Annotated in this window: 16 protein-coding genes; 13 read left to right on the top strand and 3 right to left on the bottom strand. The window is 61.5% G+C overall.

Going from position 1 to position 12,772, the window contains the following annotated elements; genetic code table 11:
- Nucleotides 1-19: 19 nt before the first annotated feature.
- From hisD to tatC, 13 genes are all read left to right on the top strand, one after another.
- Complete coding sequence (gene hisD / locus ACQ4WR_RS23565; RefSeq protein WP_436490248.1) at nt 20-1,345, top strand: histidinol dehydrogenase; 1,326 nt, start codon at nt 20-22, stop codon at nt 1,343-1,345.
- Nucleotides 1,342-2,310 carry a DNA-methyltransferase gene (locus ACQ4WR_RS23570; protein ID WP_436490250.1) on the top strand — a complete coding sequence of 323 codons (969 nt, stop codon included), beginning with the start codon at nt 1,342-1,344 and terminating at the stop codon, nt 2,308-2,310. Before hisD ends, ACQ4WR_RS23570 begins: the two co-directional genes overlap by 4 nt.
- A 33-nt stretch (nt 2,311-2,343) precedes the next feature.
- Complete coding sequence (hisC, locus tag ACQ4WR_RS23575; RefSeq protein WP_436490251.1) at nt 2,344-3,438, top strand: histidinol-phosphate transaminase; 1,095 nt, start codon at nt 2,344-2,346, stop codon at nt 3,436-3,438.
- Nucleotides 3,439-3,457: 19 nt separating this feature from the next.
- The gene (gene hisB / locus ACQ4WR_RS23580) at nt 3,458-4,048 is read left to right on the top strand and encodes an imidazoleglycerol-phosphate dehydratase HisB (RefSeq protein ID WP_436490253.1); all 591 of its coding nucleotides are present in this window, start codon (nt 3,458-3,460) and stop codon (nt 4,046-4,048) included.
- Nucleotides 4,049-4,081: 33 nt separating this feature from the next.
- On the top strand, nt 4,082-4,720 hold the full coding sequence (gene hisH / locus ACQ4WR_RS23585) for an imidazole glycerol phosphate synthase subunit HisH (RefSeq protein WP_436490255.1): 639 nt from the start codon (nt 4,082-4,084) through the stop codon (nt 4,718-4,720).
- A gap of 55 nt (nt 4,721-4,775) precedes the next feature.
- A complete protein-coding gene (hisA, locus tag ACQ4WR_RS23590) occupies nt 4,776-5,549 on the top strand; it encodes a 1-(5-phosphoribosyl)-5-[(5-phosphoribosylamino)methylideneamino]imidazole-4-carboxamide isomerase (protein WP_102296050.1) in 774 nt (257 codons plus the stop codon).
- 61 nt (nt 5,550-5,610) lie between these two features.
- Entirely contained in the window at nt 5,611-6,372 is a 762-nt protein-coding gene (gene hisF / locus ACQ4WR_RS23595) for an imidazole glycerol phosphate synthase subunit HisF (protein WP_102296052.1), read from the top strand.
- A 34-nt stretch (nt 6,373-6,406) separates the two neighbouring features.
- A complete protein-coding gene (hisI, locus tag ACQ4WR_RS23600) occupies nt 6,407-6,844 on the top strand; it encodes a phosphoribosyl-AMP cyclohydrolase (protein ID WP_102296054.1) in 438 nt (145 codons plus the stop codon).
- Nucleotides 6,841-7,212 carry a phosphoribosyl-ATP diphosphatase gene (locus ACQ4WR_RS23605; protein WP_102296056.1) on the top strand — a complete coding sequence of 124 codons (372 nt, stop codon included), beginning with the start codon at nt 6,841-6,843 and terminating at the stop codon, nt 7,210-7,212. Before hisI ends, ACQ4WR_RS23605 begins: the two co-directional genes overlap by 4 nt.
- Nucleotides 7,213-7,227: 15 nt before the next feature.
- A complete protein-coding gene (locus tag ACQ4WR_RS23610) occupies nt 7,228-7,599 on the top strand; it encodes a histidine triad nucleotide-binding protein (RefSeq protein ID WP_436490258.1) in 372 nt (123 codons plus the stop codon).
- Nucleotides 7,600-7,678: 79 nt separating this feature from the next.
- Nucleotides 7,679-7,915: a Sec-independent protein translocase subunit TatA gene (tatA, locus tag ACQ4WR_RS23615; RefSeq protein ID WP_102296059.1), complete on the top strand. Its 237-nt coding sequence runs from the start codon at nt 7,679-7,681 to the stop codon at nt 7,913-7,915.
- 47 nt (nt 7,916-7,962) lie between these two features.
- A complete protein-coding gene (gene tatB, locus ACQ4WR_RS23620) occupies nt 7,963-8,505 on the top strand; it encodes a Sec-independent protein translocase protein TatB (protein WP_102296061.1) in 543 nt (180 codons plus the stop codon).
- On the top strand, nt 8,502-9,257 hold the full coding sequence (gene tatC, locus ACQ4WR_RS23625) for a twin-arginine translocase subunit TatC (protein ID WP_102296062.1): 756 nt from the start codon (nt 8,502-8,504) through the stop codon (nt 9,255-9,257). Before tatB ends, tatC begins: the two co-directional genes overlap by 4 nt.
- Nucleotides 9,258-9,340: 83 nt before the next feature.
- Here the strand turns inward: tatC and ACQ4WR_RS23630 are convergent, their stop codons facing one another.
- The 3 genes from ACQ4WR_RS23630 to ACQ4WR_RS23640 form a co-directional block, all read right to left on the bottom strand.
- Nucleotides 9,341-10,006 carry a hypothetical protein gene (locus tag ACQ4WR_RS23630; protein ID WP_436490261.1) on the bottom strand — a complete coding sequence of 222 codons (666 nt, stop codon included), beginning with the start codon at nt 10,004-10,006 and terminating at the stop codon, nt 9,341-9,343.
- A gap of 179 nt (nt 10,007-10,185) precedes the next feature.
- Nucleotides 10,186-12,045, bottom strand: a complete 1,860-nt coding sequence (locus ACQ4WR_RS23635; protein ID WP_436490415.1) for a DUF885 domain-containing protein — start codon at nt 12,043-12,045, stop codon at nt 10,186-10,188.
- A gap of 176 nt (nt 12,046-12,221) precedes the next feature.
- Nucleotides 12,222-12,710 carry a hypothetical protein gene (locus tag ACQ4WR_RS23640; protein ID WP_436490263.1) on the bottom strand — a complete coding sequence of 163 codons (489 nt, stop codon included), beginning with the start codon at nt 12,708-12,710 and terminating at the stop codon, nt 12,222-12,224.
- Nucleotides 12,711-12,772: the final 62 nt, after the last annotated feature.

Raw genomic sequence — 12,772 nt, forward strand, 5'->3', positions numbered from 1 at the left:
CAGTAGCAGAAAGCCGATTATGCCGATACAGATACGCAAGCTCGATTCAAGCCAGGAAGGTTTCCAACAATCGCTCGACACGCTGCTGGCGTTCGAGGAGGGTACCGATGCGGCGATTGAAACGTCGGTCGCAAAAATCCTGGCCGATGTGAAGACGCGCGGCGATGCCGCCGTGCTGGAATACACCAACCGTTTTGACCGCATCCCGCATGGCGGCGCTGCGGAAATGGCGGCCTTCGATATTTCGCAGGCCGAATTGCAGGCGGCCCTGAACGGCTTGCCGTCGGCCCAGCGCGAGGCGCTGCAGATTGCCGCCCAGCGCATCCGCGCCTTCCACGAACGCCAGCGCGAGGAATTGCGCGGCTTCACCTACACCGAGCCCGATGGCACGGTGCTGGGGCAGAAGATCACGCCGCTGGACCGGGTCGGCATCTACGTCCCGGGCGGCAAGGCCGCGTATCCGTCGTCCGTGCTGATGAACGCCATTCCCGCGCACGTGGCGGGCGTGAGCGAGATCATCATGGTGGTGCCGACGCCCGATGGCGTGAAAAACCAGATGGTGCTGGCCGCCGCCGCCATCGCCGGCGTGACGCGTGTGATCACCATCGGCGGCGCGCAAGCCGTCGGCGCGCTGGCGTATGGCACGCAGAGCATCACCGCCGTGGACAAGATCGTCGGTCCGGGCAACGCCTACGTGGCCGCCGCCAAGCGCCGCGTGTTCGGCATCGTCGGCATCGACATGATTGCCGGACCATCCGAAATCCTGGTGCTGTGCGACGGCACCACGGACCCGGACTGGGTGGCGATGGACCTGTTTTCGCAGGCCGAGCACGACGAACTGGCGCAAGCCATTTTGCTGTGCCCGGACGCGGACTACATCGCGCAAGTCGAAGAGAGCATCGCCAAGCTGCTGCCGACGATGCCGCGCCAGGCCACCATCAGCACTTCGCTGGCCGACCGCGGTGCGCTGATCAAGGTGCGCAGCATGGAAGAGGCCTGCGAGATCGCCAACAGCATCGCCGCGGAACACCTGGAAATATCGGCGGACAACCCGCAGCAGTGGGCTGAACAGATCCGCCACGCGGGCGCCATGTTCCTCGGTCGCTTCTCGTCCGAATCGCTGGGCGACTATTGCTGCGGTCCCAATCACGTGCTGCCGACCTCGCGCACGGCACGCTTCTCGTCGCCGCTGGGCGTGTACGACTTCCAGAAGCGCTCGTCCATCATTCACGTCAGTGAAGCGGGCGCGCAAACCCTGGGCCGTGTCGCCGCCACGCTGGCGTACGGCGAAGGCTTGCAAGCGCACGCGCGCAGCGCGGAACTGCGTTTGAAGCCGCAGCCATGATGGCAGCGGCGGAGCGGCCGGACTGGGTCAACCGGGTGTATTGCGAAGACGCGCTGGCGGGGCTGGCGCGCATTCCCGATGGCTCGGTGGACCTGATCCTGACGGACCCGCCGTACAACCTGGGCAAGGATTACGGCAATGCCTCGGACCAGCAGTCGGTGGCCGACTACCTGCGCTGGACGGAACAGTGGATCGATGCGGCGCTGCCCAAGCTGAAAGCCAACGGCAGCCTGTACATTTTTCTGACCTGGCGCTATTCGCCGGAAATTTTCGTCATGCTGAAACAGCGCATGGCGATGATGAATGAAATCATCTGGGACCGCCGCGTGCCGTCCATGGGCGGCAGCGTGCGCAGCTTTTCATCGGTGCACGACACCATCGGCTTCTTCGTCAAGCGCAAGGATTACTACTTCGACCTTGACGCGGTGCGCATCGCCTACGACGCGGCCACCAAGAAAGCCCGTTCGCGTTCGATTTTCATCGGCGCCAAATGGCTGGAAGTGGGCTACAACCCGAAAGACTTGTGGAGCGTGTCGCGCCTGCACAAGGAACACCCGGAACGGGCCGACCACCCGACGCAAAAGCCGCTCGAAATCATCGAGCGCATGGTCAAGGCCTCGTGCCCGCCCGGCGGCGTGGTGCTCGACCTGTTCATGGGCAGCGGCACCACGGCGCTGGCGGCGAAGCGCTGCGGTCGCGACTTCGTCGGCTTTGAACTCAATCCCGACTACTGCGCCATTATCGAACAGCGATTGACGGCGCTGGCACAGGAGCTGGCCGAACCGGCCGCGCCGCAGGCGGAAAAGAAGGTCGCGGCCAAGCGCCGCACCGCGGCCAGCACCGCGCCGAAGGCCGCCAAGGCGGTGAGTAAAAAAACGCCCGCCGCAAAAAAGCCGCCGGCCGTGAAAAAAGCCCCGGCCCGCAAGGCGCGCAGCGCCGCCGTGCCGGAAGACGTCGTTATTTAGTCTCCATTTAATTCCCTCAGGAGTGTTTGCAGCATGTCTTTCCTCGATCAGTTAATCAGCAACACCGTGCGGCCCGATGTGCGGGCCGTCAACAGCTACCAGGTAGCCGATGCCAGCGGATATATCAAACTCGATGCGATGGAAAACCCGTATCCGCTGCCTCAGCATTTGCGCGACGAGCTGGGCGCGCGCCTGGCCAGTGTCGTGCTGAACCGCTACCCGCCGTCGTACGCCAGCCTGCAACACGCCATTTGCGCCAAACTCGGCGTGCCCGCCGGCTACGATGTCCTGCTGGGCAACGGTTCCGATGAACTGATCTCCATCCTGGCCATGGCCTGCGCCACGCAGCAGCCGGGCCAGCGCGCCGTGCTGCTGGCGCCCGTTCCCGCCTTCGTCATGTATGCGCGTTCGGCGCAGTTTGCCGGCATGGATTTCGTCGGCGTGCCTTTGAAGAGTGACTTCAGCCTGGACATGCCGGCCATGCTGGCGGCCATCGAACAGCACCGCCCGGCGCTGGTCTTCCTCGCGTACCCGAACAACCCGACGGGCAACCTGTTTGCCAGCGCCGATATCGAGCGCATCCTCGCGGCGCTCGGCGACACGGGCATCGCCGTCGTCGATGAAGCGTATGAGCCGTTCGCGCAGCAAAGTTTCATGGGCCGCCTGCCCGAGTTCGAAAACCTGGTGGTGATGCGCACCGTGTCGAAACTGGGCCTGGCCGGCATCCGCCTCGGCTATATGTCGGCCGCACCCAAGCTGCTGGCGCAATTTGAAAAAGTGCGCCCGCCGTACAACGTCAATGTGCTGACGCAGGCGGCGGCCGAATTCGCGCTTGAACACATCGATGTGCTCAATGCGCAGGCGGCCTTGCTCAACAGCGCGCGCGATGACCTGGCGCTGCGCCTGGCAGAGCTGCCTGGCGTGACCGTGTTTCCCTCGAAGGCAAATTTTCTTCTGATTCGTGTGGCTGATGCCGACGATGTTTGCGCCAAACTGCTTGCCCACAGGGTTTTAATTAAAAATATGAGTAAAATGCATGTTGCGCTGGCCAATTGCCTGCGCATCAGCGTCAGCACCCCGGAAGACAATTCCGTTTTTTACGATGCCTTCAAGGCATCCCTCGTTTAGCCAATCGCCAGAGCCTCCCATGACCCGCACCGCAGAAATCACGCGCAACACCAATGAGACGCAAGTTCGCGTCGCCCTCAACCTGGACGGTACCGGCCAGCAAAAGCTGAACACCGGCGTGCCCTTCCTCGACCATATGCTGGACCAGATCGCCCGCCACGGCTCGATCGACCTGGATATCGAAGCGACCGGCGACGTGCATATCGACAACCACCATACGGTGGAAGACGTGGGCATCACCCTGGGCATGGCCGTGGCCAAGGCCATCGGCGACAAGAAGGGCATCCGCCGTTACGGCCATGCCTACGTGCCGCTGGACGAGGCGCTGTCGCGCGTGGTGCTCGATTTCTCGGGCCGCCCGGGCATCGAATACCACATCCCGTTTACGCGCGCCATGATCGCCGGCTTCGACGTCGACCTGACCCTGGAATTCTTCCGCGGCTTCGTCAACCACGCGGGCGTGACCTTGCATATCGACAACTTGCGCGGCACGAATGCCCACCACCAGTGCGAAACCGTGTTCAAGGCCTTTGGCCGCGCGCTGCGCATGGCTGCCGAGCTCGACGAGCGCGCGGCCGGCATCATTCCGTCGACCAAGGGCAGCCTGTAAGCGCCCGCTATCCTGTAGATTCCGAGATCAAACATGAATAAAATTGTGGTGGTGGATTACGGCATGGGCAACCTGCGCTCGGTAGCGCAGGCCCTGCGTGCCGTGGCGCCGGAAGCCGATGTACGTATTTCCGGCGCAGCGGCCGACATCGACAGCGCCGACCGCATCGTCCTGCCGGGCCAGGGCGCCATGCCCGACTGCATGCGCAGCCTGCGCGAATCGGGCGTGCTCGAAGCGCTGCTGCGCGCCGCCGACAGCAAACCCGTGCTGGGCGTGTGCATCGGCGAGCAAATGCTGTTCGAACGCAGCGAAGAAGGCGATGCGGCCGGCTTGGGCTTGCTGCCAGGCAAAGTCGTGCGCTTCCAGCTCGACGGCCAGGAGCAGGAAGACGGCTCGCGCTTCAAGGTGCCGCAAATGGGCTGGAACCAAGTGCGGCAAACGGCGTCCCATGCCATGTGGGCTGGCATCGCCGACAACGCTTATTTTTACTTTGTGCACAGCTATTTTGCTCAACCTCAAGTGGCGGCGCACACGGTCGGCGAGACTATCTATGGCGCACCGTTCGCGTGCGCCGTCGCCCGTGATAATATTTTCGCGACACAGTTTCACCCTGAGAAAAGCGCTGCCGCTGGCTTGCAGCTGTACAAGAACTTCGTTCATTGGCAACCTTGACCTTATCTTTCCGGCTTTTTTTCGCTCCTCACACTCACTCTAGACCACACTGACCATGCTGCTTATTCCCGCCATCGACCTGAAAGACGGTCACTGCGTACGCCTGAAACAAGGCGATATGGAACTTGCCACCGTATTTTCCGAAGACCCGGCCGACATGGCCCTCCATTGGCTCAAGCAAGGCGCGCGCCGGCTGCACCTGGTCGACCTGAATGGCGCCTTTGCGGGCAAGCCGAAGAACGAAGGCGCCGTCAAGGCCATCCTGAAGGCCGTGCAGGATTTCGCCGTGGAACACGACATCGAGGAAATCCCCGTGCAGCTGGGCGGCGGCATCCGCGACCTCGACACCATCGAGCGCTACCTGGACGCCGGCATCAGCTACATCATCATCGGCACGGCGGCCGTGAAAAGCCCCGGCTTCCTGCATGACGCCTGCAGCGCCTTCCCCGGCCACATCATCGTCGGCCTCGACGCCAAGGATGGCAAGGTGGCAACCGATGGCTGGAGCAAGATGTCCGGCCACGAAGTGATCGACCTGGCGAAAAAATTCGAAGCCTACGGCGTTGAATCGATCATCTACACGGACATCGGCCGCGACGGCATGATGGGCGGCATCAATATCGAGGCCACCGTCAAGCTGGCGCAAGCCGTCAAGATCCCCGTCATCGCTTCGGGCGGCCTGCACAATATCGGCGACGTGGAAGCGCTGTGCGCGGTCCAGGCCGAAGGCATCGAAGGCGTGATCTGCGGCCGTTCCATCTATGAAGGCACGATCGACCTGGCGCAGGCGCAGGAACGCGCCGACGAACTGACCGACGCCGCCGTTTAAGCCAGCCCGGCCGGGAGCGTGCACGCGCACGTCCCGGCCTGGCGACAATCTGGAACTCATCATGCTTGCAAAACGTATCATCCCCTGCCTCGACGTGACCAATGGCCGCGTCGTCAAAGGCGTCAATTTCACGGAATTGCGCGACGCCGGCGACCCGGTGGAAATTGCCCGCCGCTATGACGAGCAGGGCGCCGATGAAATCACTTTCCTCGACATTACCGCGTCCAGCGACAACCGTGGCCTGATCTTCGACATCATCGAAGCCGTCGCCTCGCAAGTGTTCATTCCGCTGACGGTGGGCGGCGGCGTGCGCGTGGTGGAAGATGTGCGCCGGCTGCTCAACGCTGGCGCCGACAAGGTCAGCATCAACACCTCGGCCGTGACGAACCCGCAACTGGTGTACGAGGCGTCGCAAAAGCACGGTTCGCAATGCATCGTCGTGGCCATCGATGCCAAGCAGGTGTCGCCCGGCAAGTGGGAAGTGTTTACCCACGGCGGGCGCAATGCCACCGGCCTGGATGCGTTCGAGTGGGCGCGTAAAATGGAAAGCCTGGGCGCCGGAGAAATCTTGCTCACCAGCATGGACCGCGACGGCACCAAGGTGGGCTTCGACCTGGGCCTGACGCGCGGCGTGTCCGACGCCGTCAGCATTCCCGTGATCGCCTCGGGCGGCGTGGGCGGCTTGCAGGACCTGGTCGATGGCATCAAGGTGGGCCGCGCGGACGCCGTGCTGGCCGCCAGCATCTTCCACTATGGCCAGCACACGGTGCAGGAAGCCAAGCGTTTCATGGCGCAGCAGGGCATTCCCATGCGTCTGGCGTAAATAGCAGCAGTCAATATCAGCAGGATAGAAGAACATGCAAAACGCAACAATTGTATCGAGCAATGCCAAGTGGCTGAAAAAGGTCAAGTGGGACGAGCATGGCCTGGTGCCCGTGATCGCGCAGGAAGCGGGCAGCAATGACGTGCTGATGTTTGCCTGGATGAACCGCGACGCGCTGGCGCGCACGGTGGAGCTGGGCGAAGCCGTGTACTGGAGCCGTTCGCGCAAGAAGCTGTGGCACAAGGGCGAAGAGTCTGGCCACACGCAAAAGGTGCTGGAAATCCGCCTCGATTGCGACGAAGACGTGGTCTTGCTGAAAATCGAGCAGGCTGGCGGCATCGCCTGCCATACGGGCCGCCACTCGTGCTTCTTCCAGAAGTTTGAAGGCGACGAAAAAACCGGCGAATGGCAAGTCACCGATCCCGTGCTGAAAGACCCTGAGACGATTTACGCGGAAAGCAAGAACAAATGAGCGAAACCTTGAAACGCCTGGCCGCCGTGATCGAATCGCGCAAGCTGGCCAATGGCGGCGACCCCGCCACCTCGTACGTGGCGCGCCTGTTTGCCAAGGGCGATGATGCGATTTTGAAAAAAATCGGCGAGGAAGCGACGGAAACCGTGATGGCCGCCAAGGATGCGCGCCGCGACAACGACCCGTCGAAGGTGCTGTACGAGTGCGCCGACCTGTGGTTTCACTCGCTGGTGATGCTGGCGCAGTTCGACCTGACGCCGCAGCAGGTGCTCGACGAGCTGGCGCGCCGCGAAGGCCTGTCCGGACTGGAAGAGAAAGCCGCGCGCAAGGACGAGTTGCGCGACGCGGGCGAAGCGGATCAACACTGACTTATTGGAGTGGACGTGGATAACTGTATTTTCTGCAAGATTGCTGCAAAACAAATTCCTTCGACCATCGTGTATGAAGACGAGGACTTGCTGGCCTTCAAGGACATCAATCCGGCCGCGCCCGTGCACCTGCTGTTGATCCCGAAACAGCACGTGGCCAGCCTCTCCGACTGCGACGACAGCCACACGCAAGTGCTGGGCAAGCTGCTGCGCCTGGCGCCAAAACTCGCTGCCGAGTTCGGTTGCGCCGTCCGCTACGACGCCGATGGCGTGCCCTCCGGTGGCTTCAAGACCATGATCAACAGCGGCCCGGACGGCGGGCAAGAGGTGTATCACCTGCACATGCACGTGTATGGCGGCCCGCGTCCCTGGCGCGGCCAGCACTGATTTCGCCGCGCGCCGGGTTCGCGTGTATACTACCGGCATTGGTTGACGCTATCGGGCACCGTCCCGCAAGGAGAATATGATGGGTTCATTGAGTATTTGGCACTGGCTGATCGTTCTGGTCATTGTGATGCTGGTCTTCGGCACCAAGAAACTGGGCAATATGGGCGGTGATATCGGCAAGGCCGTCAAAGGCTTCAAGGATGGCGTCAAGGGCGACGATGATGCGTCTGCCACCAACACCCCTCCTGCTGCGCCATCGCAAGTGGCCGACAAAAGCACCATCGACGTCGAGACGAAAGAGAAAAACAAGTCCTGATAGCGTGGCGGGGCGCTTGCCTCGTCCGGTAACAGCCTTGTCCGCTTATGATCGATCTCGGTCTCTCTAAAATCGCCATCATCGGCGTGGTTGCGTTGATAGTCATCGGCCCTGAAAAGCTGCCGAGAGTGGCGCGCATGGCCGGTACCCTGTATGGCCGCGCGCAGCGCTATCTGAACCAGGTGAAGTCCGAAGTCTCGCGTGAAATCGAGATGGAGGAGCTGAAAAACCTGCAGAAGGAAGTGCAGGATGCCGCCCAGTCCGTCAAGCAAAGCGTGGAGAAATCCATGCATGGCGTGGAAAACTCGATTTCCGGCAACCTGGCCGAGGTGGAAAACGCCTGGCGTGGCGACTCGACCTCGTATGCGGGTCACGACGACGGGCATGACGCCCACGAAGCCATGCTGCGCGCCACCAACGATGACCTGGCCCGCAAGGCGCGCGAATTCCGCCGCAAAAAGCTGGTGCGCAACTCCGCCGTGCCTGGCTGGTACAAGCAGCGCCATGGCGGCAAGACGCACGTGCAGTCGGCGGCCGCCCGCGTGGCGCGCTTCCGTCCGCGCGCCAGTTCCTCCTCCTTTTACTCATGAGTAGCAAATCCCCGGTGGAAGAAACCTTTATCTCGCATCTGATCGAGCTGCGCAACCGCCTGGTGAAAGCCTCGATCGGCATCGCCGTCGTCTGCGCCATCCTGTTTTACTGGCCCGGTCCGTCGCAGATCTATGATTTCATCGCCGCACCGATGATCGCCTCGCTGCCGGCCGGCTCGAAAATGATCGCCACCGGCGTCATTTCGCCGTTCCTGGTGCCGATGAAAGTGACGTTGGTGATCGCCTTCATCGTTGCCTTGCCCTGGGTGCTGTACCAGATGTGGGCGTTCATCGCCCCCGGCCTGTACACGCATGAAAAGCGCCTGATCGCGCCGCTGGTCATTTCCTCGTCGCTGCTGTTCATGGCCGGCGTGGCCTTCTGCTATTTCTTTGTCTTTGGCCGCGTCTTCCACTTTATCAGCGATTTTTCGCCTTCCTCGATCGCGGTCACGCCGGATATCGAAAACTACCTCGACTTCGTCATGTCGATGTGCCTGGCCTTTGGCGCCACCTTCGAGGTGCCCGTCGTGGTGGTGATCCTCGTGCGCATGGGCCTGGTTTCCATCGCGAAACTCAAGGAAGTGCGCCCCTACATCATCGTCGGCGCCTTCGTCATCGCCGCCATCGTCACGCCGCCGGACGTGGTCAGCCAGTTCTCGCTGGCCATCCCCATGTGTTTGCTGTTCGAGCTGGGCCTGCTGGTGGCGCCGATCTTCGTCAAGGCCACACAGGCGCCGGAAGAGGCGTCCTAGACGCCTGGCGGGCGCGCAAGCAAAAGCCGCTGGCCTCTTTCGGGAGCCGCGGCTTTTTCTTTGGGCCGTCGCTTGGTGCGTGCTTACTGCAGCATCAGTTTGCTGAGGATGCCCAGGTTGAGCAGGATCAGGGTGCTCATCATCCAGTACACGTGTTTCATGTCCGCGCCATGGCGCAAGTCCAGGCGTTCCAGGCGGGCATCGAATTTGTGCTCCGAGTGATCGAATCTGGCATCGAATTTCTGTTCCAGCGCATCGACCCTGGTATCGAATTTCTGTGCCAGTGCACCGACCCTGGTATCGAGTTTCTGTTCCAGTACATCGATCCGGGTATCGAGTTTCTGTTCCAGTACATCGATCCGGGCATCGACTTTCTGTTCCAGCGCATCGACGCGGGTATCGACTTTCTGTTCCAGCGCATCGATTCTGGTATCGAATTTTTGTTCCAGTGCATTTACCCTCGTATCGAATGTCTGCTCCAGCGCATCTTTGCTGCCATCGAGTGTGCGCTCCAGCCCGTCGATCTTGAATTCCAGGGCGCCACACTTGGTGTCGACCTTGTGCGACACCAGCTTGATTTCTCCCAGCACATTGCGCTCCAGCGCCGCCAGTTCGCCATGCACGACGACAGCCGAACCGAGCACATCGCCCAGGGCCGATGCATGCGCTTCCGCCTGCGGCATGGGCACGCCGGCCGAGGCGAGGCGTTTGGCGTAATCGAGGGTGTCGAACTGGATGGGCATATGCATGGACGCTCCTGATATCCAGCCTAGCAGGAAAATCGGCAATTGCCAGTGAGGAGTGCGGCGGCGCCTGCCTTCACAGCAGATTAGCGCTCACGGAGCGGGGTGGTTTGCGCTGGCGCAAACGCGCATGCGGAGCACAAAAAAAGGGCGCCGCAGCGCCCTTCCCATGGAAACAAAGCCGCTTAATTCATCAGTTCCTTGATGACTTTCACGGGGGCGCTGCCGTAGCTGAGGAATTGCTCATGGAAATCCTTCAGCACGAATTTGTTGCCCAGGGCTTGCTTGCGCTGTTCGCGCAAGTCCATGATTTCGCTGTAGCCACTGAAATAGCTGGTCAGTTGTACCGAGCTCAACTGCACACGGCGCCATTTTTCCGTTGCTTCGCGCTTGGTCTGGAAAGCCTGGCGCGTTAGCAGGTCGAGTGCCTGCGCTTCCGTCATGCCCAGCACGTGCACGCTGTAGTCGAGGATGGTGTTGGTGACGCTGCGCAAGTTCCACTTCGAGTACATCAACCACATTTCCGGCGCGTTATTGCCATAGCCCGACTCGAGCATCATGCGCTCGCCATACACGGCCCAGCCTTCGATCATGGCGCCATTGCCGAAGATCGACTTGACCAAGGACGGCGACTTGTTGGCGTACACAAGCTGCGTGTAATGGCCGGGAATGGCTTCGTGGATATTCAGGATCTGCAAGATCCAGTGGTTGTATTCACGCAAGCTGCTTTCCGCCTGTTCCGGTGTTTCGCCATCGAGCGGCGTCACGTTGTAATAGGTGCGGTCCTGCGGACGGTAAGGGCCCGGTGCTTCGATGCTGGCACCGGCCACGCCGCGCTGATAGGCCGGCGTTTCACGCACGACCAGGGGCTTTTTCGGATCCATGGTCAGCAGGTTGTGGCTGGTGACCCATTCCTGCAGCTCGGGAATCTGGCGGCGGATTTCCGGCACGAAGTCGGCGGCGGCCACGTGGTTGCTCGACAGCTTGTCGATCACCATGCCGATCTTCGCCGTGCGGTCGGCCGGCTTGGCCGCGTTGCCCATGGTTTTCAGCCACAGTTCGTCGGACAGGCTATCCATGTGTTCAAGCAGCTTTTCACGCGCGGCCAGGGCTTTCTGGTACATCTGTTCGGCGCTCACGCTGGCCTGGATATCGTAGGCAAATTTCTGCTCGTACAAATCCTTGCCGATGCGGAAGGAGCGCGCATTGCCATTCTGCGCCAGCGCGGCATCCTGCTCCGTCAGCCAGGCGGCATAGCCCTGCACGGCCGTGCGGGCCGCGGTGACGCGGGCGTGGTACAGCTGCTTCTCGGTCGGCGTCAGGATCGACGCCTGCGCCGTCTTGTTCAGGTCGTCAAGCACGCTGAGCACGCCAGCGCTCTGGGCAATGGCCAGCTGCGTGTGTTCGCGTGTCGGGTTGACGATGCTGGCGCGCGCGGCCAGGTAGTATTGCGGCACCGTGGCGATGCGCTTGAGCAAGGTGCGCAGGCGCTGCGGCTGCGCCGCGTATTCCGTGTTCAGGATGAAGTCGATGGTGCCGGCCACGTTGTACTGGGCGGGATTCCATTCGAACTCGCGGAAGGTGGTCAGATACCAGCGGTCCGACTGCAGTTTGTTGGTCAGCAGGGCCAGGTCGGTACGTTGCTTGTCCGACATTTTGCTCGCGTTCAGCTTGCCGAACTTGCCCAGCCATTCTTCGATAAACGCCAGTTGCTTCTGGCGGCTGGCCGCATCCGGGATGGTGAGGTTGGCGGCGCCGTCGTATTTGCCCGCGGCAATCGCGCTTTCCGGATCCAGGCGCCACAGGGCCGTGAGGAACTGGCCGCTGAGGTTATTCATCGAGCGGTCGCTGCTGGTCTCGTTCGCGGCGGCCGCGGCGGTGGCAGCCGTGGCGGCGGTGACGACGGCGGCTTTCTTGCCGACGCTTTTTTTCTTGCTGCTGCTGGTGCTTGCCTTGCCGTTCTTTTGCGGCTTCTTGGCGGCGCTGGCCGGTGTCAGCGTGAAGGCCATCATCAATGCGGCGAGCGCAACTTTATTTTTTATCAGCATAGTTCATCTCTTGAATATTTGGCTATTTGTTATTATCAGTAAACAAAAAACTGACAATATAGGCAACAAACAACTATTGAAAGGTTGGCTTTGCTTGCCAGGGCGGCCCAAAGATTAGCATTAATTGCCGCCGCTGCGCAGATTTTTGCGCTCGCGCCGCCCGGCTGCCTGGCCTAGACGATGATGGCGCTGCCGCCCAGCAGTTCCTGATGGCGCGCATTCAGGGCCGCCACGGCATCCTTGCCGCGTGCCATGCCGGTGGCGTGGATCTCGATGTCCTGCGTGTAGCGCTGGCTGACTCGCACCGTATACGACTGGAACAGCCAGCTCCAGAAGTTCGTTTCATAGACGGCTTCATCCATGTCGCGCCATTTGACGCCCATCAGTTTTTTCTTCCACGGCAAGATGCCGGAGGCCAGCCACACGCCCGCCTCGTCGTAGTACAGCTGGTAGCTGCGGATGGTCAGCACGCGGTAGCCGACGATCAGCGCCGAACCGATCAGCACCACCAGGGCGGCGCGCGTGTTGTACTTGAAAGCCAGGGGCAGGGCGGCGAAAAACAGCAGCACGGCGATGATGAAGGTGCTGACGTAGGCGGTCCAGGATTTGCCGCACAAGAAGGTGGCGCGCTGGCCGGCGCTGGTGGCGATAAGGTCGGTCATGGCAGGGTATCAACACAGGGAAAAGAGATCATCGCATGGAACGCCGCTTGCCGTTTATTTTT

The sequence above is a fragment of the Janthinobacterium amylolyticum genome, from assembly GCF_051380655.1.
Classification (GTDB): domain Bacteria; phylum Pseudomonadota; class Gammaproteobacteria; order Burkholderiales; family Burkholderiaceae_D; genus Janthinobacterium.